23 protein-coding genes and 1 tRNA gene are annotated in these 24,383 nt (G+C 68.0%); 12 read left to right on the top strand and 12 right to left on the bottom strand.

The genetic code is table 11. The annotated features are described in order from the left end of the window. Window positions 1-5 precede the first annotated feature (5 nt). From BSP_RS02690 to BSP_RS02670, 5 genes are all read right to left on the bottom strand, one after another. Window positions 6-278, bottom strand: a complete 273-nt coding sequence (locus BSP_RS02690; protein ID WP_054764348.1) for an HPr family phosphocarrier protein — start codon at window positions 276-278, stop codon at window positions 6-8. Next, window positions 275-679: a PTS sugar transporter subunit IIA gene (locus tag BSP_RS02685; protein WP_054764347.1), complete on the bottom strand. Its 405-nt coding sequence runs from the start codon at window positions 677-679 to the stop codon at window positions 275-277. Before BSP_RS02685 ends, BSP_RS02690 begins: the two co-directional genes overlap by 4 nt. Before the next feature lie 117 nt (window positions 680-796). After that, window positions 797-1,231: an HPr kinase/phosphorylase gene (locus BSP_RS02680; protein ID WP_054764346.1), complete on the bottom strand. Its 435-nt coding sequence runs from the start codon at window positions 1,229-1,231 to the stop codon at window positions 797-799. Further along, the gene (locus BSP_RS02675; protein WP_054764345.1) at window positions 1,228-2,853 is read right to left on the bottom strand and encodes a stimulus-sensing domain-containing protein; all 1,626 of its coding nucleotides are present in this window, start codon (window positions 2,851-2,853) and stop codon (window positions 1,228-1,230) included. Before BSP_RS02675 ends, BSP_RS02680 begins: the two co-directional genes overlap by 4 nt. Further along, entirely contained in the window at window positions 2,822-3,526 is a 705-nt protein-coding gene (locus tag BSP_RS02670) for a response regulator transcription factor (protein ID WP_054764344.1), read from the bottom strand. The genes BSP_RS02675 and BSP_RS02670 overlap by 32 nt, the downstream gene beginning before the upstream one ends. A 197-nt stretch (window positions 3,527-3,723) precedes the next feature. Between BSP_RS02670 and BSP_RS02665 the strand changes: the two genes are divergently transcribed. Then, window positions 3,724-5,442: a hypothetical protein gene (locus tag BSP_RS02665; RefSeq protein ID WP_152949207.1), complete on the top strand. Its 1,719-nt coding sequence runs from the start codon at window positions 3,724-3,726 to the stop codon at window positions 5,440-5,442. 3 nt (window positions 5,443-5,445) lie between these two features. Here the strand turns inward: BSP_RS02665 and BSP_RS02660 are convergent, their stop codons facing one another. The 3 genes from BSP_RS02660 to ahcY form a co-directional block, all read right to left on the bottom strand. Then, entirely contained in the window at window positions 5,446-5,751 is a 306-nt protein-coding gene (locus BSP_RS02660; protein ID WP_054764343.1) for a zf-TFIIB domain-containing protein, read from the bottom strand. A gap of 302 nt (window positions 5,752-6,053) precedes the next feature. Next, window positions 6,054-7,259 carry an NAD(P)/FAD-dependent oxidoreductase gene (locus BSP_RS02655; RefSeq protein WP_054764342.1) on the bottom strand — a complete coding sequence of 402 codons (1,206 nt, stop codon included), beginning with the start codon at window positions 7,257-7,259 and terminating at the stop codon, window positions 6,054-6,056. A gap of 24 nt (window positions 7,260-7,283) precedes the next feature. Continuing rightward, window positions 7,284-8,675 (bottom strand): adenosylhomocysteinase, encoded by a 1,392-nt coding sequence (gene ahcY, locus BSP_RS02650; protein ID WP_152949206.1) that lies wholly within the window; start codon window positions 8,673-8,675, stop codon window positions 7,284-7,286. A 136-nt stretch (window positions 8,676-8,811) separates the two neighbouring features. Between ahcY and BSP_RS02645 the strand changes: the two genes are divergently transcribed. Further along, window positions 8,812-9,225: a Tat pathway signal protein gene (locus tag BSP_RS02645; protein ID WP_152949205.1), complete on the top strand. Its 414-nt coding sequence runs from the start codon at window positions 8,812-8,814 to the stop codon at window positions 9,223-9,225. 28 nt (window positions 9,226-9,253) lie between these two features. Here the strand turns inward: BSP_RS02645 and BSP_RS02640 are convergent, their stop codons facing one another. Beyond that, a complete protein-coding gene (locus BSP_RS02640; protein WP_152949204.1) occupies window positions 9,254-11,416 on the bottom strand; it encodes a primosomal protein N' in 2,163 nt (720 codons plus the stop codon). Between the two features lie 30 nt (window positions 11,417-11,446). Between BSP_RS02640 and fsa the strand changes: the two genes are divergently transcribed. From fsa to BSP_RS02625, 3 genes are all read left to right on the top strand, one after another. Continuing rightward, entirely contained in the window at window positions 11,447-12,100 is a 654-nt protein-coding gene (gene fsa, locus BSP_RS02635; RefSeq protein WP_054766781.1) for a fructose-6-phosphate aldolase, read from the top strand. A gap of 36 nt (window positions 12,101-12,136) precedes the next feature. Next, complete coding sequence (locus BSP_RS02630) at window positions 12,137-12,844, top strand: DUF484 family protein (RefSeq protein WP_152951037.1); 708 nt, start codon at window positions 12,137-12,139, stop codon at window positions 12,842-12,844. 157 nt (window positions 12,845-13,001) lie between these two features. Then, window positions 13,002-13,925 (top strand): tyrosine recombinase XerC, encoded by a 924-nt coding sequence (locus BSP_RS02625; protein ID WP_152949203.1) that lies wholly within the window; start codon window positions 13,002-13,004, stop codon window positions 13,923-13,925. A gap of 4 nt (window positions 13,926-13,929) precedes the next feature. Here BSP_RS02625 and BSP_RS02620 read toward each other — a convergent pair whose 3' ends face one another. After that, window positions 13,930-14,763 (bottom strand): hypothetical protein, encoded by an 834-nt coding sequence (locus BSP_RS02620; protein WP_152949202.1) that lies wholly within the window; start codon window positions 14,761-14,763, stop codon window positions 13,930-13,932. Window positions 14,764-14,828: 65 nt separating this feature from the next. Continuing rightward, the gene (locus BSP_RS02615; protein WP_152949201.1) at window positions 14,829-17,432 is read right to left on the bottom strand and encodes a TonB-dependent receptor; all 2,604 of its coding nucleotides are present in this window, start codon (window positions 17,430-17,432) and stop codon (window positions 14,829-14,831) included. Between the two features lie 281 nt (window positions 17,433-17,713). Between BSP_RS02615 and BSP_RS02610 the strand changes: the two genes are divergently transcribed. After that, complete coding sequence (locus tag BSP_RS02610; protein ID WP_152949200.1) at window positions 17,714-18,091, top strand: hypothetical protein; 378 nt, start codon at window positions 17,714-17,716, stop codon at window positions 18,089-18,091. Between the two features lie 14 nt (window positions 18,092-18,105). Here BSP_RS02610 and BSP_RS02605 read toward each other — a convergent pair. Then, window positions 18,106-18,181 (bottom strand) — tRNA-Ala (locus BSP_RS02605). A 164-nt stretch (window positions 18,182-18,345) separates the two neighbouring features. Here BSP_RS02605 and BSP_RS02600 point away from each other — a divergent pair. The 6 genes from BSP_RS02600 to BSP_RS02575 all read left to right on the top strand — a co-directional run bounded on the left by BSP_RS02600 (window position 18,346) and on the right by BSP_RS02575 (window position 24,375). Then, complete coding sequence (locus BSP_RS02600; RefSeq protein WP_054764334.1) at window positions 18,346-18,651, top strand: YggT family protein; 306 nt, start codon at window positions 18,346-18,348, stop codon at window positions 18,649-18,651. 106 nt (window positions 18,652-18,757) lie between these two features. After that, window positions 18,758-19,639 (top strand): 3-hydroxybutyryl-CoA dehydrogenase, encoded by an 882-nt coding sequence (locus BSP_RS02595; protein ID WP_152949199.1) that lies wholly within the window; start codon window positions 18,758-18,760, stop codon window positions 19,637-19,639. Further along, window positions 19,636-20,181 carry a phthalate transporter gene (locus BSP_RS02590; protein WP_152949198.1) on the top strand — a complete coding sequence of 182 codons (546 nt, stop codon included), beginning with the start codon at window positions 19,636-19,638 and terminating at the stop codon, window positions 20,179-20,181. Before BSP_RS02595 ends, BSP_RS02590 begins: the two co-directional genes overlap by 4 nt. Window positions 20,182-20,231: 50 nt before the next feature. After that, window positions 20,232-21,473: a DUF418 domain-containing protein gene (locus BSP_RS02585; protein WP_054764331.1), complete on the top strand. Its 1,242-nt coding sequence runs from the start codon at window positions 20,232-20,234 to the stop codon at window positions 21,471-21,473. A gap of 41 nt (window positions 21,474-21,514) precedes the next feature. Then, the gene (cobT, locus tag BSP_RS02580; protein WP_152949197.1) at window positions 21,515-23,398 is read left to right on the top strand and encodes a cobaltochelatase subunit CobT; all 1,884 of its coding nucleotides are present in this window, start codon (window positions 21,515-21,517) and stop codon (window positions 23,396-23,398) included. Continuing rightward, the gene (locus BSP_RS02575) at window positions 23,395-24,375 is read left to right on the top strand and encodes an esterase-like activity of phytase family protein (protein WP_152949196.1); all 981 of its coding nucleotides are present in this window, start codon (window positions 23,395-23,397) and stop codon (window positions 24,373-24,375) included. Before cobT ends, BSP_RS02575 begins: the two co-directional genes overlap by 4 nt. The last annotated feature ends 8 nt before the right edge of the window (window positions 24,376-24,383 follow it).

The following is a 24,383-nucleotide window of genomic DNA, read 5'->3' as shown; positions in this document are numbered from 1 at the left end:
TGGTTCTACTGATCCTCGTCGAACTTGCGGGCGACGAGGTCCGTCAGGGCCTCGATCGCCTCCTGGGCGTCGGAGCCTTCGGCTGAGACCTCGATCTGGCAGCCGATCCCGGCGCCCAGCATCAGCAGGCCCATGATCGACCGGGCGTCCACGGTGACGCCGTCGCGCGAGACATGGATCTCGCTGTCGAAGCTGGACGCCAGCTTGACGAACTTGGCCGAGGCGCGGGCGTGCAGCCCCCGCGCATTGCAGATGTCCAGTGTGGCGGTGACGCTCATTTCTCGCCTGCAAGCACCCAGGACGCGACGGAGATGTATTTGCGACCGGCGTCCTGGGCATGGGCCACACAGGCCTCCAGCGTCTCGCGCCCGCGCACGCTGGCCAGTTTGATCAGCATGGGCAGGTTCAGCCCGGCGATGACCTCGGCATGGGTCTGTTCCATCACCGAAATCGCCAGATTGGACGGCGTGCCCCCGAACATGTCGGTCAGCAGGATGACGCCGTCGCCGTCGTCCACGGCGGCAGCGGCGTCGACGATGTCGCGCCGACGGCGCTCCATGTCGTCTTCGGGCCCGATGCAGATGGCCGCCACCCCGCGCTGCGGGCCGACCACATGCTCCATCGCCGAAAGAAACTCCGAGGCCAGTCCCCCGTGGGTGACGATAACAAGGCCAATCATGAGAACGTCACTCGCATCCCCCGAACCATCCCCGGACCTCTCCCTGTCCGACAGGGAGGCCGGACGCGCCCACCTCGGGACCGCAAGGGCCGTGTCATAGACTCGTTGCGCGCCGGTTCAAAGCGTTCCGAGCGCGACTGCGACCATCTCGACGGCGGACGGGGGGCGGGGGTCCAGCGCCAGGAGCGGCAGATCCACCCCCGCGAACCGGCGGGTTTGCGTCTCGGGCAGGCGTTCGACCGCCTCGGGCGCGCAGGCGACGGCCATGACGACACGGGCGATCCAACGTGTTCTGGCGGACACGATTCCGACCCCGCGCGCCTCGATCCGGCCGGCGATCGACTGGGGCGCCGTTGCGTAAAGCGCTCCGTCCGAGGCCCAGACCCGAGTATAGTCGTCGCTGACCAGTCGCCAACCGCGTCCGATCAGCCGCAGCGCCAGATCGCTTTTTCCGGCGCCTGAGGGTCCCAGGATCATCACCGCCCGCCACACGCCCTCGCCCGGTCCGCGCCGGGCCACCGTGGTCGCGTGGATGGGGGCGGCCCCGGTCACGGCCGGCGGCCGTTCGCCGGCAGGGCCACCACGAAGCGGGCGCCCAGGATGCGGTCGCCCTCGGTCATATTCTCCGCCCAGGCGCGCCCCCCGTGCGCCTCGACGATCTGGCGGACGATGGACAGGCCCAGACCTGAGTTCGATCCGAAGGCCGCGCCCTTGGGTCGCGAGGTGTAGAAGCGTTCGAATACCGTCTCGAGATTTTCGGGCGGCACCCCCGGCCCCTGATCCTCAATGCGGATCCGGATCGGCAGCTCGCCCTCCGTCTCTTCCAGGGTCACGCGCACCGATCCGTCGGCCGGACTGAAGGAGCGGGCGTTGTCGATCAGATTGCGGAAGACCTGGCCCAGAGGCCCGTCGCGCCCCACCACCCGCAGCGCCTGAGCCGGCGGATCATACAGGACCGGAATGTCGCCGGGCTTGGCCGTCGTCTCATAGACGTTGACGATGTCGCTCAGCAGGGTGTTCAGGGCGATGGGGCGGGGCCGATCGCGCGACAGTTCCGCATCCAGCCGCGAGGCGTTGGATATGTCGGTGATCAGCCGATCCAGGCGCCGCACGTCCTGCTGCAGCAGGGCGGTCAGTTTTTCGCGCTGAGCGTCCGTCTTCACCAGGGGCAGGGTCTCCAGGGCCGAGCGGATCGAGGTCAGGGGGTTCTTGATCTCGTGCGACACGTCAGCGGCGAACCGTTCGATCGCGTCCATCCGCGTGGACAGGGTGTCGGTCATCGATTCCAGCGACCGGGCCAGGTCGCCGATCTCATCCTTGCGGTCTTCCAGATCGGGAAGAGAGATGGATCGGGCCCGTTGCAGCTTGACCCCGTCCGCTGCCGCCGAAAGCCGCATGATCGGTCGCGCCACGAACAGATGCAGCAGCAGGGAGGCCAGGAGATTCACCCCCAGGGCCACCAGGGCGAAGGGCACCAGGGCGCGCCTCTGGGCGCCGAGGATCTCATCGACATTGCCGGCCTCAAGCGTCAGCACCCCCAAGACCTGACGCACATGTCGGATTGGAATGGAGACGGAGACGACGCGATCGCCCGACTCATTGCGCCGGAGCGTGGTCTGGGGCGCGCCGGCCAGTGCCAGCTCCACCTCGGCCGTCACCTCGCGCTCCGCCGCGTCCTTCTGTTCGGCCCGACGCGCGTTGACGCGCGCCAGATCGCCGGGCGCTTTGGAGCCCGCCGGGCGGGCGGGCGGCAAGGCCTGGCCGGGGATGTTTTCGGTGACCTGATAGCTGTCGATGACCTGCAGGCCGTTGATGTCGTACAGGCGCACCCGCTGCCCCTCGGGCACGAAGTTGTCGCGCAGCCAGCGGGCCGCCTCGCCGACGTCCAGCTCCGGGGTGGGCTCGCCTCGCGTGATGCTGAGCTGCCCCAGCACATTGCCGAGCAGTTCGGCCTGGACCTTCAGCGATTCCTGGCGCGCCTGAATCAACCCCTTGCTCCATTCATTGAGCAGGAGGGCGCCGCCGAACAGGATCAGCAGGCTCAGCAGGTTGAGGGCGAGGATGAAGCCGCCGAGCCGCGAGCCGCCGAAGCGGAACAGCGGCCGTCGATGAGGCTCTTCCTCGGTCTCGCGGCCGGGAAGATCAGCTTTCGCGGTATCGGTAGCCGACGCCATACAGGGTCTCGATCGCGTCGAACTCGGGGTCCACGGCGCGGAACTTCTTGCGCATCCGCTTCACGTGGCTGTCGATGGTGCGGTCATCGACATAGACTTGGTCGTCATAGGCCGCGTCCATCAGATTGTCGCGGCTCTTCACGAAGCCGGGGCGCTGGGCCAGGGCCTGAAGCAGTAGAAATTCCGTGACGGTCAGCTTCACCGGCTTGCCGTCCCAGGTCGATTCGTGGCGGGCCGGGTCCATGCTCAGCTTGCCGCGCTTTATCGCCTTGCCGGAGACCTCGGCCGAGGGCTCGGGCTCGACGCCGTCGGCGCCGGTGCGGCGCAGCAGGGCCTTGACCCGCTCGATCAGCAGCCTCTGGCTGAACGGCTTGTGGATATAGTCGTCGGCGCCGAGGTTGAAGCCGAGAATCTCGTCGATCTCTTCGTCCTTGGAGGTCAGCATGATGACCGGGAGCTGGGAGGTCTGGCGCAGCCGGCGCAAAACCTCCATCCCGTCCATGCGCGGCATCTTCACGTCGAGAATGGCCAGATCGGGCGGCGTGCTCTCCAAGGCCGCCAGACCCGATGCGCCGTCGTGATAGGCGGTGATCTTATGGCCATGGCTTTCCAGCGCCAGCGAGACGGACGTCACGATGTTCTCGTCGTCGTCGACCAGGGTGATATTGGCCAAGGGGTCTTCTCCTGAACTTCCCGTTCCCGAAACCGAGAACGCACGGCAAGCGTAACCGTTCGATCGCGGTTACATTAGGGCCAAGACAGATGGGCCGCCAAGCCGCAGGTTTCAACGACGGCGATAGGCGGATGGGTCAAAAACTGACAATTTACCGGGCAACCCCGCCTTAAAGCCTTGGCGCCTAGGGTGGTCGCATGGCCGGCCCAATCCATTATGAAGTCTATGTCCGAAGGACCGCTCCGGCGGCTTGGGCCCTGCTGATCGCGACCGAAGACCGAAAAACCGCGCTGGAAACCGCCGAAGAGCAGTTTCAGGCCAAACAGGCGGTCGCGGTGCGGGTCACCAAGGAGACGCTGGACCCCGAGACGATGGAGTTCAACAGCCTGACGATTCTGAATCTCGGGCTGCCGGAAGAAAAGTCGAAGAAGAAGCCGGAAGCGGCGGCCCGTCCCGCCTGCGGCTCGCCCAAGGAACTCTATGCGCCCCATGCTCGGGCCCTGATCGGCCGCGTCCTCGAGGACTGGCTGAAGCGGCACGGGGTGACCGCCTTCGAGCTTCTGCACCGGCCGGATCTGGCGGAACGGCTGGACGCCTCGGGCGTCGAACTTCAACATGCCGTTCAGAAGGTGGCCGTGCCCGAAAGCCAGGCCAGCGGCCAGGATCTGCATGGGATGGTGCGCCACTACCAGCGGCTGGCCGACGCCACGATCTCCCAGCTGATGAAGGCGGGCCGAAGCGGCCAGTTTCCGTCACTGGACGATCTTTCGATCGCCGATGTGGCCCATCGCCTGTCGGGATCGGCCGACCGAGCCTTCATCATGGGCGGCGTGGCGGCCCAGGCCCTGGCCGATCGTCAGGGCGCACGGGCGCGGCTGGACCGGCTGATGGATCTGATGGATGGCGCGCCGACGGAAGGGCCGCCGCGCGCCCTGGTCGCGAGCGTCGTCGAGCAGATTGCGACGGAGATGCTGGCGACGCGGTCGAATCTGGCGGACATCCTGGGTCCGTCCTTGGATCACGGAGCCACTCTGGCGGCCCTGGTGCGTATGGTGGCGCCCAAGGAGGTGGAGCGGCTGATCGCCCTGGATCCCCGGACGGGGCTTCTGACCCCGCCCGTGGACGGCCCCGCAGCCCGGCTCGGCAGCCGGATCGCCGCCGGCGACTTTCCGCGTGTGTCGGCCGCCTTGGCCCGATTCATAACGCGTGAACTGTCCAGTTCCCGCCGCCTGCGCCCCGCTGATCCGGCGGGCGAGATCGATATTCTTCGAACCCTGGCCATGGCCCTGACGGCCGCTTCGGGTCGGCTTTTGAGCCTGGAGGAGGTTCAGAACGCCTTCGTCGATCGGTCCAGGAGCCTGGTCACGCCCGACTTCGTCGCCTCCTATGTTCAGTCGTGCGCGACCGTATTGGCCGAGGCCGAACATCTGACGCGGCTTTGCGAGAATGTGACCGGCGCCGCCAACAAGCGGGCTGCGGCGCGATGGCTGAGCGGCTGCGTCAAGTCGGTGAGGCTTGAGGCCGAGCTCCGGCAATCGACTCCGGGCGGTCCAAACGCCTCGCAGAAACTGCTCACTCTGGCGCGGCTGCAGCGCTCGGTGCGCGCGGTGCAGTTGGGAGAGATCGACGAGCGTGAGATCGCCGCCTCGATCGGGACCTTGGGCGGAACCCTGGAGGCGGACGCCGGCCTGATCAGCCAGATCGCCCGCGCCTCGGCCGCCGTGACGCAGAAGCTGGGCGTCCTGCTGAGAATGGCGGCCGGCGAAACGGCGCCTCTGGGACCGGCCGCCGATCGCGCCCGGACGGAAGCGCTGCGCATGCTGCGCGCTTCCGAGGTCAAGGACGCCCTGAGCGTCGAGCCGGAGGCGTCGGCTGCGCTGAACGCCCTGATGCCGGCCGCCGGGATTCGGCTTTAGGCGTCAGTCGAAAATGTCGAAGATGCTGTCGCGCTTCTTCTTCTTGTAGTGATAGCCGTCGTCGCGGCGGCGATCGTCCCTGTAGCCCTTGACCTCTCCATAGTCGGACGGCGCGTTCCAGGGGCGGGTCTGCGGCGAGGGGGCGGAGGCGGCGGCGCGTCCTTCATCGACGGCCGAGGCCATCAGGGTTTCCAACTCGCCGCGATCCAGCCAGACGCCGCGACAGGTCGGGCACATGTCGAACTGGACGCCGTTCCGATCCAGGCTCTGCATCGGGCTGTTGTCGTTGGGGCACATCAGAAGGGGCATGGCGGGGCTCCGGGTCGGTTGACGATCGGGTGCGACGCGACGGGAAGGCAAGGGGTCGGAGACCCGTCGCGTCGATGCACCCGTGCGGTCCGACATCGCATCGCACGCCCAGGGGAGGGGAACCCGGCCGCGACGACGCCAGAGGGGCCCGTTCCGCAAACCCAAGCTAGGGGGTCGGCGTCTGCGCCGCCATGCGTCGTGGCGCCACAGGGCGCGGCTTGATCATGCTCTCGCTTTAATCTGGAGCCTGATTCACCGTTTCAGCGGAACCGCGAAGCGGTTCCTCCTCAACGGATCAGGCTCTAGCAGACCTGGCCGGCGGCCCAGCCCGACGACCAGGCCCACTGGAAATTATAGCCGCCCAGCCAGCCGGTGACGTCCACCGCCTCGCCGATGAAATAGAGGCCCGGCGCGGTCTTCACGGCGAGAGTCTGCTGGTCCAGGGCGGCGGTGTCGATCCCGCCCAGGGTGACCTCGGCCGTGCGGTAGCCTTCGGATCCCACCGGCTTGACGGTCCAGCCGTTGACCGCCTGGTCCAGCCGCCGCAGCGCCTTGTCCGACAGATCGGCCAGATTGCCCGCCACGCCTTCGCGCGCGCACAGGCTCTCGGCAAGGCGGCGCGGCACGATCTGGGCCAGGGCGGTGTGGACCGCCTGGCGTCCGTTCGCCGCCCTGGCGGCCTTCAGCGCCTCGAACACGTCGTGATCCGGGGCCATGGCGGCGACTATGGGCTCGCCCTCGCGCCAGTAGGAGCTGATCTGAAGTATGGCCGGACCGCTCAGGCCGCGGTGGGTGAACAGCATGGCTTCGTCGAACCGGGCCTTGCGCGTCTTCTCGGCCGGGGCCGAAGCCACGCGAGCCTCCACCGCCACCCCGGCGAGCGGCGCCAGGGTCTCCAGCAGGCCCGCCTCGAACGTCAGCGGCACGAGAGCGGGACGGGTCTCGGTCACGCGGATGTCGAACTGCCGCGCGACCTCATAGGCCCAGCCGGTCGCCCCCATCTTGGGAATGGACTTTCCGCCTGTGGCGACCACCAGGGACGCCGCCGCGATCTCGGATCCGTCAGACAGGCCGATCGACCAGCCCTCGCCCTTTCGGGCGATCCGGTCCACCCCGGTCCTCATCCTCAGCTCGACCCCGGCCTCGGCCATGGCCTCGGTCAACAGGCGTATGATCTGTTTGGCGCTGCCGTCGCAGAACAGCTGGCCGAGCGTCTTCTCATGCCAGCCTATGCCCGCCTGATCGACCCGCTTGATAAAGTCCTGGGGCGTGAACCGGCGCAGGGCCGAGGTGGCGAACCGGGGGTTTTCACCCAGGAAGTTCGCCGGCCCGCAGCCCAGATTGGTGAAGTTGCACCGTCCGCCGCCGGAGATGCGGATCTTTTCGCCGGGATGGGCCGCGTGATCGACGACCAGGACCCGACGGCCGCGCCGTCCGGCCTCGGCGGCGCACATCATGCCGGCGGCGCCGGCCCCGACCACCAGGACGTCGAACGACGCCCGGCTCACGAGACCGGCTCCGGGATCAGAGTCTTAGTAGCGATAGTGTTCGGGCTTGAACGGCCCTTCGACCGGCACGGAGATGTAATCGGCCTGTTCCTTGTTCAGCACGGTCAGCTTGGCGCCCAGCTTGCCCAGGTGCAGGGCGGCGACCTTTTCGTCCAGGTGCTTGGGCAGGGTGTAGACCTTGGTCTCATAGGCCGACTTGTTGGTCCAGAGTTCGATCTGGGCCAGGGTCTGGTTGGTGAAGGAGGCCGACATCACGAAGGAGGGGTGGCCCGTGGCGTTGCCCAGGTTCACCAGACGGCCTTCCGACAGCAGGATGATCTTCTTGCCGTCCGGGAATTCCACGTGGTGGACCTGGGGCTTGATCTCGTCCCACTTGAAGTTCTTCAGGCCCGCGACCTGAATTTCAGAATCGAAGTGGCCGATGTTGCAGACGATGGCGTTGTTGCGCATCCGGCGCATGTGATCGACGGTGATCACATCCTTGTTGCCGGTGGCGGTGACGAAGATGTCGGCCTTGTCGGCGACGTCGTCCAGGGTCTGGACCTCATAGCCTTCCATGGCCGCCTGCAGGGCGCAGATCGGGTCGATCTCGGTCACGATCACGCGGGCGCCGCCCTGACGCAGCGAGGCCGCCGAGCCCTTGCCCACGTCGCCGTAGCCGCAGACCACGGCCACCTTGCCCGACAGCATGACGTCGGTGCCGCGACGGATGGCGTCGACCAGGGATTCACGGCAGCCGTACAGATTGTCGAACTTGGACTTGGTCACGCTGTCGTTGACGTTGATGGCCGGGAAGGGCAGTTCGCCGCGCTCCGACATCTGGTACAGGCGGTGGACGCCGGTGGTGGTCTCTTCCGACACGCCGCCGATGGCGTCGCGGATGGCCGAATAGAAGCCGGGCTTCTCCTTCAGATACCGCTTCATGACCTTGTAGAGGGCTTCTTCTTCCTCATTGGTCGGGTTGTCGAGGACCGAGGGGTCCTTCTCGGCCTTCGGACCGAGCACGCACAGCAGGGTGGCGTCGCCGCCGTCGTCCAGGATCAGGTTCGGATAGCCGCCGTCCGCCCATTCGAAAATCTTGTGGGCGTAGTCCCAGTATTCCTCCAGGGTCTCGCCCTTGACGGCGAAGACCGGGGTGCCGGCCGCGGCGATCGCGGCGGCGGCGTGATCCTGGGTCGAGAAGATGTTGCACGAGGCCCAGCGCACCTCGGCGCCCAGGGCTTCCAGCGTCTGGATCAGAACCGCCGTCTGGATGGTCATGTGCAGGCTGCCGGCGATCCGGGCGCCCTTCAGCGGCTGGTCCTTGCCGAACTCGGCGCGCAGCGCCATCAGGCCCGGCATTTCCGTCTCGGCGATGGCGATTTCCTTCTGGCCCCAGTCGGCCAGAGAGATGTCGCGGATGATGTAGTCGGTCATGGCAGGGGCTCCTGGCCGTAAGGGGGTATTGCGCGCCTCATAGCCCGGCAGGCCTGAAGGAGCAATAAACATATAAGGATGTCCTTATATGCGAGGGCGTAGCCGTTTATTAAGCGCCGCGCGTTAGGGTCACGCCATGGAACGCCGCGCCCTCCTCGGTCTCGCCCTTGTCGCAACGGCCGCCGCCTCGGCCTCGCCGGAGCCCGCCGCAGCCTCTTCGAGCAAGGAGAGCGGCGGCGCCTCCGCCGAAACCTATTTCCGACTGCCGGTCGTCACCGCCTCCATCGCCGGGCTGGCCGGGCGCCGAGGGGTTCTGTCGATCGAAACCGGTCTGGACGTGCCCGACGCCGCCCTGCGCCTTCGCGCCCAGCAGTCTGCGCCGCGTCTGCGCGCCGCCTATAACACCGCCGCTCAGCAGTTCGCCGCCGGCCTGCGGCCCGGCGCGGCGCCCGACATCGACCGCCTGGCCGGCGCCTTGCAGGCGGCGACCAACGCCACCCTGGGCCGCCCCGGCGCCCGGTTGCTGCTGGGCACGGTTATGGCGATCTGACCGCTCGTCTCGGACGGGCGGGCGCCTATCAGAGGAAGGAATAGGGATCGACGTCCACGGCCAGCCGGACCGAGGCGGGAACCTTCACCCGCTGCAGCCAGGCGCGCAGAAAGGCTTGCAGATCGACGTCGCGATCCGCGCGCACCAAGAGCCGCTTGCGCCGACGGCCGCGCACCAGGGCCAGGGGCGCGTCGGCGGGGCCATAGACCTCCAGCCGTTCGGCGTTGGGAATGGTGTGGGACAGGTCGGCGGCGGTCTTCTCCACCGCCTGCGCATTCTCGCTGGACAGGATGATCGCCGCCAGCCGGCCGAAGGGGGGCAGGGACGCCGCCTCCCGCTCGGCCATCTCCGCCTCGACGAAGGCGTCCCGGTCGCCGGCCGCCAGGGCCTGAAGCACCGGATGTTCGGGGGTCCAGGTCTGCAACAGGGCCCGTCCCGGCCGATCCGCCCGTCCCGCCCGTCCCGTCGCCTGGGCCAAGAGCTGATAGGTGCGCTCGGCCGCCCGCAAATCGCCGCCCCTCAGGCCCAGATCCGCATCCACCACCCCGACCAGGGTCAGGCGGGGGAAGTTGTGGCCCTTGGCGGCCGCCTGGGTGGCGACCAGTATGTCGATCTCCCCGTCGGTCATCCGCTGGATCAGGGCCCGGGCCGATCTGGCGTCGGGTGCGGTGTCCGAGCTGAACACCGCCGTCCGCGCCTCGGGAAACAGCTGGCGCACCTCCTCCTCGACCCGTTCGACGCCGGGTCCGACCGAGACCAGACTGTCTTCGGCCCCGCACGACGGGCAGAGTTTCGGCCGGGCCATGGAGAAGCCGGTCAGGTGACAGACCAGTCGGCCGGTGTAGCGATGCTCGACCAGCCAGCTGTCGGTGTCCGGCGCCGTCAGCCTATGGCCGCAGGCGCGGCACAGGACCACGGGGGCATAGCCGCGCCGGTTCAGGAACAGCAGGGTCTGTTCGCCGCGCACCAGGGTTTCGCCGATCGCCTCCCTCAGGCTCTGCGACAGCCAGGTCTGCGGATCGGGCGGGGCGGTGCGCAGGTCGATCAGGTCGATGTCCGGCAGGACGGCGGTCCCATGTCGCGCGCCCAGCTTCAACCAGTCGTAGCGACCGTTCTGCGCATTCCACAGCGTCTCCAGCGACGGGGTCGCCGAGGCCAGGACCACGGCCGCCCCCTCGATCCGCGCCCGCGCCACGGCCAGGTCCCGGCCGTGATAGACCAGCCCCTCTTCCTGCTTGAACGAGCCGTCGTGCTCCTCGTCGACGATGATCAGCCGCAGATTGACGAAGGGCAGGAACAGGGCGGACCGGGCGCCGACCACGATGTTGCAACGGCCCGCGATGGTCGCCTCCCACACCTGGCGGCGGCGGGGCGGGGCGACGCCGGAATGCCACTCTGCCGGGGCCGCGCCGAAGCGGGCTGCAATCCGTTCGATCAGGGCCTGGGTCAGGGCGATTTCAGGCAAGAGGATCAGGATCTGCGCCGCCGGATCGGCGCGCAGCACCCGCGCGATCGCCTCCAGATAGGCTTCGGTCTTGCCGGACCCCGTGACCCCGTCCAGCAGAAAGGGTCGAAACCCGCCCTGGGTCGCTCCGGCCGCCAGGGCTGAAGCCGCCGCCGCCTGGTCGCCGTTCAGGGTCGCCGGCGCATGGTCGGGATCGGGCGGGGCGAAGGCGGCTTCGGCGGCGATCTCGACGATCTCCAGAACCCCCTCGTCGATCAATCCCTTCACCACGCCCGCCGAAACCCCGGCGTCCCGCGCCAGATCGGCGGCCGTCATTGATCGCGCGCCCAGGGCCTCCAGCACGCCCGTTCGCGCGGGGGTGGCGCGGGCCGGCTGACGGTCGCCGACCCGCCGCACCCTCCGTTCCGGCCGGGGACGCGGCGCGCGCAGCCCCTTCAGCGCGGTGGCCGCCATCTCGCCGGGGGGGGACAGGGTCCAGCGCCCGGCCCATTCGACGAAGTCCATCACCCCTGCCGGCAGGGCGGGGTCGTCCAGTTTCGAGTCCACCGCCTTCAGCCGCCGGTTCGAGCCGGTGGTCTCGAACACCTCGGCCACCACGCCCCGGATCAGGCGCGGACCCAAGGGGACGGCGACCTGATCGCCGCGCGCCAGGCTCAGCGCCTCGGGAACTTCGTAATCGAAGGCTTCCGGCACGGGCAGGGGAATGAGGACCGAGGCGACTTTCAACGAACTGCGCCCTCGGCTATGAAGCCGTCCATGAAACTCTTTCTCGATACCGCCGACGTCGCCGTCATCAAGGACATGGTTCCCACCGGCATGGTGGACGGGGTCACCACCAATCCGTCGCTGATCGCCAAGTCGGGTCGGAACATCGCCGAGGTCATCGCCGAAATCTGCGCCCTGGTCGAGGGTCCGATTTCCGCCGAGGCCGTCTCGCTCGATTTCGAGACCATGGTCAAGGAAGGCGACAAGCTGGCGGCCATCGCTCCGAACGTCGTCGTGAAACTGCCCCTGACCTGGGACGGTCTGCGCGCCTGCCGCGTCTTCACCGACAAGGGGATCAAGACCAACGTCACCCTGTGCTTCTCCGCCGCCCAGGCCCTGCTGGCGGCCAAGGCCGGCGCTACCTTCGTCTCGCCCTTCGTCGGTCGGCTGGAGGACAACGGCGCCGACGGGATCGCCCTGTTGGAAGAAATTCGGGTGATGTACGACGTCCACGGTTTCGAGACCCAGATCCTGGCCGCCTCGCTGCGCAACGTCGCCCATGTGGCCGCCGCCGCCGTGGCCGGATCGGACGCCGCCACCTTCGGCGCCGACACTTTCAAGGCTCTGGTAAAGCACCCGTTAACCGACAAGGGTCTTGATGCCTTTGTGGCGGACTGGGCCAAGACCGGTCAGTCCATCCTGTAACTCGCGCGTCACGGAGAAGGTCTGTTGAGCGGCTCATTGGACCTTTTCGAAACCTCTGAAGCGGACGCCGCCCCGGGCGACGGTCTCCACTGGCCGGATGTTCGCGGCTGGCTGCAGGCCCATCCCCAGATGCTGCTGGACGACCGGTCGCTGCTGGAGGAGATCGGCCTGCGCCCGCACGGTCGCAATGTGATCGAGTTCGGCGCCGCCGCCCTGACGCGGCTTGAGGCGGTGGTCGAGCGCGAGGCCGGCGCCCGGCGCGAGGTCGAGATGATCGCCCGCGCCAATTTCGCCGCCCAGACCCAGACCCACGTCGCCGCCCTGGATCTGATGGAGGCGCGCAATCATTCCGATCTGGCGCGTCGCCTCGACGCCGCGGCCCAGGGCCGGTTCGGCCTGGCCGGCGCCGCCATCGCCCTCGAAAGACCCGGCGGGGTGCCGTTCGGCTGGCGCGGACTGGACGCCGGCGAGGTGGACCGCCTGCTGGGCGACCACGGCCTGAGCTGGCTGGGGCCGATGTTCGACGGGCTCGACCTGTTCGGCGCGGCCGGCGATCAGGTGAAGTCGGTGGCCCTGGTCCGCATGGCGCCGCATCTGACCCCCGGCGAACCGCCCCGACCCTGCCTGTGCGCCTTCGGCTCGCCTGAGCCCGAGGGTTTCACCCCCAATATGGGCTGCGAACTGGCGGCCTTTCTGGCGCGGGTGGTGGAGCGGATGGCCGAGCGATGGCCGGTGTTGAACTGACTTTCCGTACTTCGCTCACCGTCACCCTCGGGCTTGACCCGAGGGTCGGACGCTCCGTCGCAAATGCGTACGGGTTGGCGCACGATCCCCGCCATTCGCCTCGTTCAACGCCCGATCCTCGGGTCAAGCCCGAGGATGACGGACAGGAAACGGGCGAATGACCGCCGCCGAGGCCCTCCACGCCTGGCTGGAGCATCTGGCGCACGAGCGACGGCTGTCGCCCCGCACCCTTGAGGCCTACGGCCATATCGGCCGGCTCTATGTCGCCTTTCTCGAACGCCATCGCGGCGAGACCCTGACGCTGAAAGGCCTGGGAACCATCACCGCCGCCGAGGTGCGCGCCCATTTAGCCGACCGCCGCAGCGGCGATCACCCCTTGGCGGCCCGATCCCTGAGCCAGACCCTGTCGGCCGTTCGGGGCTTTCACGCCTTTCTGGACCGGCGGCTGGACACGCCCGCCCCCCAGCTGGCTCTGGTGCGCGGTCCCCGGATCAAGCCGTCCCTGCCCCGCCCCGTCAGCGAGGACCAGGCGCGCGGCCTGCTGGCCGAACCCGACGCCGATCCGGACGCCGAACCCTGGGAAGCCGCGCGCGACCGGGCCGTCCTGACCCTGCTGTACGGCTGCGGCCTGCGGATTTCCGAAGGCCTGTCTCTCGTCCGCGCCGATGCGCCCCTGGGCGAGACCCTGCGCATCGTCGGCAAGGGCGCCAAGACCCGGTTCGCGCCCGTTCTGCCGGCCGTCCGCGCGGCGGTGGACGCCTATCTGGCGCTGCTGCCCTTCCCGCTCCAGCCGTCGGACGCCCTGTTCCGGGCTCGGCGCGGCGGCCCGCTCAGCCCGCGCCACGTCCAGGCCTCGGTCCAGCGACTGCGCGGGCGGCTGGGCCTGCCCGAACGCACCACCCCCCACGCCCTGCGCCACAGTTTCGCGACCCATCTGCTGGGGGCCGGCGCCGATCTGCGCTCGATCCAGGAACTGCTGGGCCACGCCAGCCTGTCCACCACTCAGAAATACACCGGCGTCGATGCGGAGCGCCTGTTGAGCGCCTATTCCGCCGCCCATCCGCGCGCGAGCGGCGCCTGACGGATCAGGGCGCCGTCGTCGCGACGGGCGTGCGCATCGCCAGGATTTCCCGTGTCCGCCGGGTGATGCCGTAGAGGACGCCGGGCTCGCTCTCGTCCCAGTCGATCGCCTGACCCTCGGCCTCTATGCCGAGGGTTTCCAGATGATCCAGAATTCCCCCGCCTTCGGGCAGGGCGACGACATAGAGTTCGGGCCGGTCGTGGCCGGTCAGATAGAGACGTCCGTCCGGTCCCCAGCCGCCGCCGGAAATGCTCATCGGCGCAATCCGCTCCAGAATGGAGGCCGGCAGCCCCCAGGCCTCCAGCCGTCGCCATTGGTCGTCGAACCGCACCAGGGTGGTGTGGCGGTGGTCGCGCGGCGCCTCGCCCCCGCGACCGTCATAGTTGGCGAACATGGCCCACCAGGCGCCGTCATGTCGATCGACCCAGGTGATCGAACCCGTCCCCATGCCCAGGGCGACGCTGCGCTTGTGATGCAGGTCGACGGCGTCGAAGACCTCCACCGTGCTGATCTGAGGAACGGCGGGAAAGTTGGAGCTGGCGCAGACCAGTTCGCCGTCGATCAGGGCGCAAGAGTTGATGTGCGGAAATCGGGCTCGGTCACCGGTCCATTCGGCCTGTTTGGCGCCCGTCTTCTTGTCATAGCGCACGATCGACCAGTTGGAGACGGCGTAGACGTCATCGGGTCCCACGGCCACGCCTTGGCGCGCCTCAGCGGGGTAGCGCCGCAGAGTCCGAGCTTCGCCCGACAGGACGAGCGGCGCAACCGCGTCGCCTTCGGCCGTCGGTGTGGCCTGGGCGGCCGAGACAAGCAGCGACAACAGGACGGAGGCGAGCATGACAGGCGTTCCTCAAAAGGACAGGGGCCGCGTCCCGGAGAAGGCGGCCCCTTTGATCGTCGGGATTAGAAGCTGGCGGACAGACCGACCCAGTAGGTGCGGCCGTAGTTGGCCGATTCCTGAAGATAGGTTCGACCCGGGCCGGTCACTTCCCGGCGTCCCGAGTTCGACAGGTTCTGGCCTTCGACGAAGACGGTGAGGCCGTTGTCGAAGCGCCAGCTGACCGAGGCGTCATAGACGTGGCGGCCCTTCCAGTATTGGTCGGCGTTCGGAATGGTGTCGTTGATCGTTTCCAGGAAGCCGCCGATATAGTTGTGCGAGACGCGGGCCTCGATGGGGCCGCGCTGATACCAGATCGATTCATTGGTGGTGGTCGCCGGCTGCTGGAACAGACCCGTGTGACGCTTGCCCGCCGTGGTCAGGAAGGTGAACTCCGTGTCCAGGAAGGTGGCGTTGGCGCTGACGCCCAGGCCGTCGAACGGCGCCGGCAGCATGGTCAGGGCCTGCTGGAAGGCGACTTCGACGCCGCGAATCTTGGCCGTTTCGGCGTTCGTCGGAGTCGAGACGATCACCGCCTCCACGCCCCGGCCCACGTCCAGGTTCTGGACCGAGCTGAGAGTGAAGATCTCGTTGTCGATGTCCTTGGTGAACAGGGCGACCGACATCAGCCCGTCGGTCGGATAGTATTCAAACGACAGGTCCAGACCTTCGCTCTCGCGCGCCTTCAGGCCGGGGTTGCCGCGGGACAGGGTCGGCTGCGAGCCGTCGAAGCTGATGCTCTCGCTGGCGGCCAGCGAACCGAAGTCCGGCCGGCCGATGGTGTTGGTCCAGGCGGCGCGGACGACCATGTTCTGACGCAGATTCCAGCGCAGGTGCAGGCTGGGCAGCCAGTTGTCATAGTCGCCGCTGTTCGACACCGGCGTCAGGACGCCGCCGGATAGGCGGGCGGCGTCCGAACTGACCTCGGTCTTCTCATAGCGCAGTCCGCCCAGCAGGGTCAGGTCGCCGACCCTGTAGCTGGCCTGGGCGTAGCCGGCGAAGACGTCCTCGGTGACGTCATAGTCGCCGGTCGGGGCGGCGGTCTTGGCGTCGAAGCTGGCCGCGTTGGCCGCATAGAAGGCCTCCGCCGTGGCGACGTCGATGCGCGGCGTCAGACGATACTGGCCTTCGATCAGCTTGTCCGGACCGGGCCGATCGACCTGATCCAGCGTATAGATGAAGCCCGGCTTGGTCGTGTAGTCGGTGCGGCTGGACCGATAGCTGCGATCGCTGGAGCGCCACACGGCGCCGACCTTCGCCTTCAGGTTCCGCGTCTCGCCGCCGTCGTCGAAGGCCAGGTTGAACCGCGCCTGGGTGGTGTCTTCATCGGTCCGCAGCAAGGACACGCGCCGTTGCTGGAGATTGAACAGGGTCGGATCGCGGAAGGCCGTCGGATTGGTCGGCGTGAACACCGGGAAAAAGTTCGAGGTGTCGTAGCGGAAGCCGAAGTTGGCGTTCGACGCCGTGCGGAACTCCATAGAGGTGTTGGGGGTTTCTGAGCCCGCCTGTGAATAGACCAGATCGCCGTCCAGCCGCCATTGCGGGGCGGCGTCCCACCGGAAGGCGGTACGGCCCAGGCCGATCTCGCGACGGGTGATGGGCTGGTTCAGACCGATGATGTTGCGGCCCGTGGCGAAGGTTCCCGAGGTGCGGGTCTGGTTGGTCACATTGCCGACCGGCTCGGTGCGGAACTCGGTCCGCTCCTCATCGTCCTCCATCCGGGCGTACAGGGCCGAGGCCTCCCAGCGGAAATCGACGCTCGGCCGCCATTCCAACTTTCCGTTCGCGCCCGAACGCTGTTTGGTGTTGTTGTACCAGAACAGGCGCAGTTGGGTCGGCACCTGGATTCCGTTGCCGGTCGGAGCGCCCGAGTTCACCGGCTTGCCGGCCGCGTCGTATTCGCGGATCGAAGGCGCGGCCGACTCCGCCTGTGGAATGTCGTAGTCGAGCTGCTCGTGGGAGGCGCCAATCACCACGCCCCATTCGTCGGCCGCGCCGAAGCGGCGACCGGCGGCGAAGGCCAGGCGATAGGACGGATCGTCGTTGCGGACGTCGCCGTGCTGTTCATAGACGCCGTAGGAGGCCATGCCGTTGAAGAAGGGTTTGGCTGCGTCGAACGCGCTTCGGGTGGCGACATTGATCACGCCGCCGATGGCGTTGCCGTCGTTCTCGGGCGTGACCGTCTTGATCACCTCGACCCGGCCGGCCATCACGGAGGGCACGATGTCCATCGGCACGGTGCGGGCGCTTTCATCTACCGAACCCACGAAGGCGCCGTCGATGGTCGTGCGGTTGTAGGTGGAGGCCAGGCCCCGAAGGATCGGCCAGCGCGGCTCGCCCTGATCCTCCATCACCGAGACGCCGGGAATGCGGCGCAGGGCGGCGGCGGTGTTGTGGTCCGGCAGCTTGCCGATGTCGTCGGCGGAGACGGCGTCCATCACCTCGAACTCAGCGCGTTTCACGGCGATGGCGGCGCGCTGCGCCTCGCGCTGGCCGGTCACGACGATCTCATCGACCTCGGCGGTCGGGTTGTCCTGAACCTGGGCCTGGGCGCTGGCCGCAAGTCCGGCGCTGATCAGGGCGGTGGTGGCGAGCAGAAACCGTTGCCGGCTCTGTGACGAAAAACACATGTTCTATCCCCCAACGTCGAATTTCGACGGGGCTCGCATAGGGGGCGGAGGCGACGTGCAGGCGTCTGTTCTGTGTCGCGCCCGACAACAGTGGGTGGAGATTCGATGGCGATTTCGCCGCTACGCGCCCTTTGCGACTCGAGGCTGTGCGGAGATTGCGACAGTCGGTCGACTGTCAAAACCTGAGCCGCCTCGGCGCAAACGGGACGTTAACCGAAGCGGCGCACCCTCTTGTCAATGTGGCCGCCGGAAACGTCTGGTCGGCCGTGGAGGGCCGGCCCATGTCGACCAAGATGACTTCGAGCGTGCGTCGCCACAGCGACCATTTCGAACCGCAGGACACCGATCCGCACGAGCAGCGCCGCCTGCGCGGCCAGTTGGAGCAGATCGACTACGCCGCCTATGTCGCCAACAAGGAGCTGATCGGCCACACCCTGACCGGTCTGGACGCCGCCTCTCTTCAGAAATTGGCGGTCCTGACCGCCGGCGCTCGCGCCAAATGGGCGGCCGAGGCCCTGCGTCTGGCCCATTCAGGCTCGCCCGTCACCCCCGACCAGGTCGCCCGCCTGACCGCCGCCCGCACCGCCTTCGACGAACTGGCCGAGGTGTACGAGGCCCTGCGCCGCATGGTCGAGCGGGGCTATGTGGTGCTGAAATAGGCTCTAAGGACGCCTGGTGGAGCCGAGGGGAGTCGAACCCCTGACCTCGTCATTGCGAACGACGCGCTCTACCAACTGAGCTACGGCCCCGTCCCAGTCAGGAGCAGGCCTCCAGGCGAGCGCGGGACATAGAAGGCGGGCGGGCGTGGTGTCAACGGGCTTGTGCGCGCAATCCGCGCAGGCGACCGCAGAAGATTGTCGGATGGGCGGGGGACGGCTAGAAGCCGAGGTTCGCGCCTTGCAGGAGAATACATATGGGCACCGCCCTGGTCTGGCTTGTGAACACCGTCATCGGCCTGATGGTCTGGTTCATCATCATCCAGGCGATCTTGAGCTGGTTGTTCGCCTTCGACGTGATCAACCATCGCAACCGGTTCGTCAGCCAGGTCGCCGACTTCCTGGACCGGATCACCGCCCCCATTCTGGAACCCTTCCGTCGGATCATTCCGCCGCTGGGCGGGATCGACATTTCGCCCATCGTCGTCCTGCTGCTGCTTCAGTTCGTCCGCATCCTGTTCAACGCCTCGGCGGCCCCGGTCCTGATCGGCATGTTGGGCTGAGGCGCCACGGCGGCGGGAGATTCCGACGCGAGACGGCGATTCCGCCCTTGCGCCCCGCCGCCAGCTTCCTAAAGGTGCCGGCCCCGACCATTATTGACCACGGTTCATGAGCACGATCACCACAGTCGCCGTCCTGGGCGCCGGACAGATGGGCGCAGGCATCGCCCATGCGGTGGCCCTGGGCGGCTATTCGGTCCGACTCTACGACGTGGCGCCCGCGCGACTGCCGCTGGCCCAGGGCGAGATCGCCGCCAGCCTGTCGCGCCACGTCGGCCGCCATCTGGTGACCCAGGCCGAGGCCGACGCCGCCCTGGCCCGGATCGCCGTCACGACGGACATGGCCGAGGCGGTGTCTGACGCGGACCTGGTCATCGAGGCGGCGCTGGAGGACGAGGCGGTCAAGAAGGCCCTCTACGCCGAGGTCGCCCCCCATCTGGGCCCGCAGACCCTTTTGGCCTCCAACACCTCCTCCATTTCGATCACCCGACTGGCCTCGGCCTCGGACCGGCCCGACCGGTTCATCGGCCTGCACTTCATGAAGCCGGCGCCGATCATGCGACTGGTCGAGATCGTGCGCGGCATCGCCACCTCGGCCGAGACCCACGCGGCGGCCGTCGATTTCGCCGAGAGCCTGGGCAAGACCACGACCGACGCCGAGGATTTCCCGGCCTTCATCGTCAACCGGATCCTGGTGCCGATGATGAATGAGGCGATCTTCGCCCTGTATGAAGGGGTCGGCAACGTCGCCTCCATCGACAAGGCGCTGCGCCTGGGCGCCAACCATCCGATGGGGCCGCTGGAGCTGGCGGACTTCATGGGACTGGACGTGGTCCTGGCCATCATGAACGTCCTGTACGACGGGCTCGCCGACAGCAAATACCGCCCCTGTCCGCTGCTGGTGAAATATGTCGAGGCCGGCTGGCTGGGCCGCAAGAGCGGGCGCGGCTTCTATGACTATTCCGGCGAGACGCCGGCGCCGACGCGATGAGCCGGTTCGAGACCTATGCCGACCTGCCGGGCCAGGCGACCATCCAGTCGCGGCCGGCGCCGCTCTATCCGATCCTGGCCTCTCTGGCCGGCGCCGCCTGGCCCCCGCTGATTCTGACCCTGCCCTTCTGGCCGCCCAACGCGATCGGGATGGGGCGTGACATCGACTGGCGGATTCTGGTGCTGCTGATCGGTCTGGCGGCCGTTCCTGCGGGCCTGTGGCGGATCAATCAGGAGCGCCGTCGCGAGGGTCGGCCAGGGTCGCGCCTAGGCGTGGTCTGGCGTTTCATGCTGTTCGGCGGCCTGACCGCCGCCCTTGTCCAGGTGGTCGTCAGCCTGGCCATGGTGGTCATGGGCTGGCTGGAGGCGGGGGATCTCATGCAGGGCCTCGGTGCGACCGAGACGACCCTCCTGATCTTCGGCGTGGGCGGCCTGCCCATCGCCATGATCGTCGGCGTCAGCTACGCCCTGTGGGCGGGTCTTTGCGTGGCCTTCATCGCCTTTGAGGCGCGGCCGACGATCGAGGTCGGGCGGCGTCGCTAAGCTTATCCGAGCGCCGCTCAGGCGCTGAATCGCTTCGGGGGAGGCTGTGAATGTCGACGGTGAACCAGACGACGGAACCGACCGGACTGGCGCCGGTCGAGGCGCCCGCCCGTATCGCTTCTCTGGATGTGATGCGGGGGCTGGCGGTCCTGGGCATATTGGCGGTGAACGTCGTCTCCTTCGGCCTGCCCTTCATGGTCTATGGCGATGCGGACCTCAGCCCCTTTCCGGTTACGGGCGCCAACGCCGTGGCCCGTTGGGCGATGGACGTCTTCTTCCACCAGAAGTTCATCACCCTCTTCGCCATGTTGTTCGGCGCTTCGATCTTTCTGGTGGGCGGTGAACGAAGCGATGCGGCGCGGGGGCGGCTGCTGCGCCGGCGCCTGTTCTGGCTGGCTGTGATCGCCCTGATCCACGGCCTGGCCTTCTGGTACGGCGACGTCCTTCTGCTCTACGCCTGGTCCGGCCTGTTCGTCATGCTGATGCGGTCCTTCTCCGCCCCCGTTCTGATCGGGGTCGGGCTGGGGGTCACCCTGGCGCTGGGGGCGATGCAGGCGGGGTTGAGCTGGCTGATGGTCGCCGGCCCCGCAGAAGTGGTCGAGGCGATGAAACAGGGCCAGCCGCAGAACAGCCAGGAGGCCGTCGCCGCCGCCATCGCCGCCTATCGCAGCGGCTGGGCCGGGGCCATGGGCCAGAACCTGACCGCCTGGTTCTTCCTCCAGGGCGCCAGCCTGGCCATGTTCGTCTTTTCGACCGTCGCCCTGATGATGACCGGCATGGGTCTGTTCAAGGCGGGTTTCCTCAGCGGCCGGGCGCCGACCTGGCTCTATCTCTTCGTCCTGGCGGTCGGGAGCGCGGTCCTGGCCCTTGTGGCGACGACCCATTGGACCGAAATCATGGCCGCGCCCGACGCCCATCCGACGCAAGGGCTGGCGGAGGCGGTCGCGGCCTTCCCGATCCTGGTGACCCTGGCCTATGTCAGCCTGATCGTGCTCGTGACCACGCGCGGACCGGCCTGGCTGGTCGCCCCGCTTCGGCCGGTGGGGCAGATGGCCCTCACCAACTATCTGAGCCAGACGCTGATCATGACCACCCTCTTTTACATGCCTTGGGGGCCGCGTCTGTTCGGTCAGGTGGACTATGTCGGCATGTGGGGCTTGGTGGCGGCCGTTTGGGCGGTCCAGCTGATCTGGTCTCCGCTGTGGCTGGCGCGGTTCAGAATGGGGCCGCTGGAATGGGTGTGGCGCTGCCTGACCTATGGGCGGCGCGTGCCGATCCGAAAAGCCGCCTGATCGCGCTTTTATCAGCGGCGTGAAAAGATTAACTGAGGAGCATGGCCGCCCCGGACACTCCCGCCGAAACCTTCAAACGCGCGCTCAGCCACGCCGCCCGCGCCCTGGCCGAGCAGCCTGAGCTGGAGGTGGTGTTCGGGTCGGACGGACCCAAGCTGGCTGGCGGGATTCTGACTCTGCCGCATCCCCCACGCGACCCCTCCGGTAACGAGAGCGCGTCCCTGCGAGGCCAGGCCGACCGCCTGGCCCTGCGTTTGGCCAATCATGACGCGGGGATCGACGCCCGTATGCGCCCCGCCGACACCCAGGCGGCCGAGGTTTTCGACGCGGTTGAACAGGCGCGGGTCGAGGCCGTGGGCTCCGAATTCCTGGCGGGGGTCAGGGACAATCTGGACGCCGCCCTGGTGACGCGGCTGGAGAAGACCGGGGCGCTTCGCATCCTCGAGCCCGAACGGGCGCCGGTTTCGGAGGCCGTGGCTCTCCTGGTGCGTGAACGGCTGACGGGCCGGCCTTCGCCCGACGGAACCAAATCCCTGCTGGATCTGGTTCGAGCCGGCATAGAGGCCAAGGCGGGCGATCAGCTGGACGCCCTGACCGCGACCGCCGGCGACCAGGCTCTGTTCGCCGAAAAGATGCGCGAAGTGCTGCGCGCCCTGAACCTGGATCCCGGCGACGGCCAGGGCGAGGACGCCTCGGACGACCCGGGCGATCAGGAGCCGGATCCCCAGGAGCCCGACGCCGACGATCAGCCGGACGAGGACGAGGAAGAGGAGGGCGGCGAGGGCTCCCAGTCCATGGAGGGCGACGCCGACGATCAATCGTCGGAGCAGGAGCGCGAGAGCCGCCCTGAGGGCGCGCCCGCCGATCCGGAGGGCGACGGCGCCGAGGACGGGCCGGAGTTGAACGAGGGCCAGCAGCCCAATCGCCAGCAGACCGCCGACGACGGCCGGGCGGTCGACTTCTACCGCGTCTTCACCACCGCCTATGACGAGGTGGTGGACGCCGCCGACCTGTGCGACCCGATGGAGCTGGAGCGGCTGCGCAATCTGCTGGATCAACAGCTCACCCTGCTGGCCAGCGTCGTCTCGCGCCTGGCCAATAAGCTGCAACGGCGGCTGCTGGCCCAGCAGAACCGCGCCTGGACCTTCGATCTGGAAGAGGGGATGCTGGACACGGCCCGGTTGACCCGGATCGTCACCGACCCGACCGCGCCCCTGTCCTTCAAGGCCGAGAGCGAGAGTCCGTTCCGCGACACGGTCGTGACCCTGCTGCTCGACAATTCGGGTTCGATGCGCGGGCGGCCGATCATGGTGGCGGCGGTCTGCGCCGATATTCTGGCCCGCACGCTGGAGCGTTGCGGCGTCAAGGTCGAGATTCTGGGCTTCACCACCCGGGCCTGGAAGGGCGGACAGAGCCGCGAGGCCTGGATCAGCGCCGGCAAACCCGCCAATCCGGGCCGGCTGAACGACCTGCGTCACATCATCTACAAGGCCGCCGACGCACCCTGGCGCCGGGCCAAGAAGAACCTCGGCCTGATGATGCGCGAGGGCCTGCTGAAGGAGAACATCGACGGCGAGGCCCTGCAATGGGCGCACAACCGCCTGCTGGCCCGCACCGAGCAGCGGCGCATCCTGATGGTCATTTCCGACGGCTCGCCTGTCGATGATTCGACCCAGTCGGCCAACGCCGCCCTTTACCTGGACAAGCACCTGCGCCAGGTCATCGCCGAGATCGAGGATCGCTCGCCGGTCGAACTGTTGGCCATCGGTATCGGCCATGACGTGACCCGCTGGTACCGCAAGGCCCTGACCATCGTCGACGTGGAGCAGCTGGCCGGCGCCATGACCGAAAAACTGGCCGAACTGTTCGAGGCGGACGCCGCGGCGACGCTCGCTCGCCGGCCGCGTCAGAAGATCGCCGCATGAGACGTCGTCTACCGCGTCTCGCGGCGGCCTGGGCGGCCCTGGCGCTGACGGCCTGCGCCGCGACCCTGGGCCCGCCCCAACCGTCCCTTTCAGACGAAGACGGCTGGTCCTTCGCCGCCGCCGAGTTGAAGCCGGTCGGTCTGGGCCTGCCCGGGGCCGTCCTGGCGCCCGGCGTGCGTTTCGCGGGCGGGATCGAGATCGTCGCTGGCCTGGGATCGCCGCTGCATGGGCTTTCCGATCTTAAACTGAGCGGAGGCGGCGGCTTTGTCGCCGTATCCGACGCGGGGGACCTGGTTCGCGGCCGTCTGCGGCTCAACGCCCAGGGGCGGCTCGTCGGCGTCGATGGTCTGGCGTCTCACCGGCTGGCCCTGGAGGACGGGACGCCGATCAGCGACAAGCGCGACGGAGACGCCGAGGGTCTGGCCCTGACGCAATCAGGCGACCTGCTCGTCAGCTTCGAACGTCGCCATCGAATTTGGAATTACGGCCCGCTGTCGGCCGTGCGCGCCCCCCGACCGGTTCCGTCGCCCGCCGTCGCCTTTGCGGACAATGAAGGCATGGAGGGCCTAGCCGCTTCGCACGCTCAGACAGACGGCTGGCGCGCGGTCGGCGAAGGCGGCGGCGTCTGGGACTGCACGATGAACGGCTGTCGCACCGTCGTCTCGCCGCCGGCCGAGGCGCCCCGCGATTCCGACTATCGCTTCACCGGTCTGGATCGCGATCCGTCCGGCGAAGGCTGGTTCGTGGTGGAGCGCCGCTATACGCCGCCGATCGACATGCGGGGCCGGGTGCGGCGCATGGCGGCAGATGGGTCTTTGGGACCTGCCTTGATCGAACTGAAGCTGCCCGGCACAACGGACAATTTCGAAGGCGTCGCGGCCGAGCGGCGCGGCCCGACGACCCGGCTCTATCTGCTGTCGGACGACAATGCCAATCCGGCCCAGCGCACCCTGCTGCTGGCCTTCGACATTCGCTAGACCGGGCC

The organism is Brevundimonas sp. Bb-A (assembly GCF_009394735.1).
GTDB lineage: Bacteria > Pseudomonadota > Alphaproteobacteria > Caulobacterales > Caulobacteraceae > Brevundimonas > Brevundimonas aurantiaca.
The sequence above is the reverse complement of the archived record's forward strand: the minus strand, read 5'-3'. Positions and strand labels throughout refer to the sequence as shown.

What these genes read in the sequence shown, in the direction of transcription:
- BSP_RS02690 (WP_054764348.1), bottom strand. Translation starts at nt 278, where the DNA reads ATGAGCGTCACCGCCACACTGGACATCTGCAATGCGCGGGGGCTGCAC.
- BSP_RS02685 (WP_054764347.1), bottom strand. Translation starts at nt 679, where the DNA reads ATGATTGGCCTTGTTATCGTCACCCACGGGGGACTGGCCTCGGAGTTT.
- BSP_RS02675 (WP_054764345.1), bottom strand. Translation starts at nt 2,853, where the DNA reads ATGGCGTCGGCTACCGATACCGCGAAAGCTGATCTTCCCGGCCGCGAG.
- BSP_RS02665 (WP_152949207.1), top strand. Translation starts at nt 3,724, where the DNA reads ATGGCCGGCCCAATCCATTATGAAGTCTATGTCCGAAGGACCGCTCCG.
- BSP_RS02660 (WP_054764343.1), bottom strand. Translation starts at nt 5,751, where the DNA reads ATGCCCCTTCTGATGTGCCCCAACGACAACAGCCCGATGCAGAGCCTG.
- ahcY (WP_152949206.1), bottom strand. Translation starts at nt 8,675, where the DNA reads ATGACCGACTACATCATCCGCGACATCTCTCTGGCCGACTGGGGCCAG.
- BSP_RS02645 (WP_152949205.1), top strand. Translation starts at nt 8,812, where the DNA reads ATGGAACGCCGCGCCCTCCTCGGTCTCGCCCTTGTCGCAACGGCCGCC.
- fsa (WP_054766781.1), top strand. Translation starts at nt 11,447, where the DNA reads ATGAAACTCTTTCTCGATACCGCCGACGTCGCCGTCATCAAGGACATG.
- BSP_RS02625 (WP_152949203.1), top strand. Translation starts at nt 13,002, where the DNA reads ATGACCGCCGCCGAGGCCCTCCACGCCTGGCTGGAGCATCTGGCGCAC.
- BSP_RS02620 (WP_152949202.1), bottom strand. Translation starts at nt 14,763, where the DNA reads ATGCTCGCCTCCGTCCTGTTGTCGCTGCTTGTCTCGGCCGCCCAGGCC.
- BSP_RS02615 (WP_152949201.1), bottom strand. Translation starts at nt 17,432, where the DNA reads ATGTGTTTTTCGTCACAGAGCCGGCAACGGTTTCTGCTCGCCACCACC.
- BSP_RS02610 (WP_152949200.1), top strand. Translation starts at nt 17,714, where the DNA reads ATGTCGACCAAGATGACTTCGAGCGTGCGTCGCCACAGCGACCATTTC.
- BSP_RS02600 (WP_054764334.1), top strand. Translation starts at nt 18,346, where the DNA reads ATGGGCACCGCCCTGGTCTGGCTTGTGAACACCGTCATCGGCCTGATG.
- BSP_RS02595 (WP_152949199.1), top strand. Translation starts at nt 18,758, where the DNA reads ATGAGCACGATCACCACAGTCGCCGTCCTGGGCGCCGGACAGATGGGC.
- BSP_RS02590 (WP_152949198.1), top strand. Translation starts at nt 19,636, where the DNA reads ATGAGCCGGTTCGAGACCTATGCCGACCTGCCGGGCCAGGCGACCATC.
- BSP_RS02585 (WP_054764331.1), top strand. Translation starts at nt 20,232, where the DNA reads ATGTCGACGGTGAACCAGACGACGGAACCGACCGGACTGGCGCCGGTC.
- cobT (WP_152949197.1), top strand. Translation starts at nt 21,515, where the DNA reads ATGGCCGCCCCGGACACTCCCGCCGAAACCTTCAAACGCGCGCTCAGC.
- BSP_RS02575 (WP_152949196.1), top strand. Translation starts at nt 23,395, where the DNA reads ATGAGACGTCGTCTACCGCGTCTCGCGGCGGCCTGGGCGGCCCTGGCG.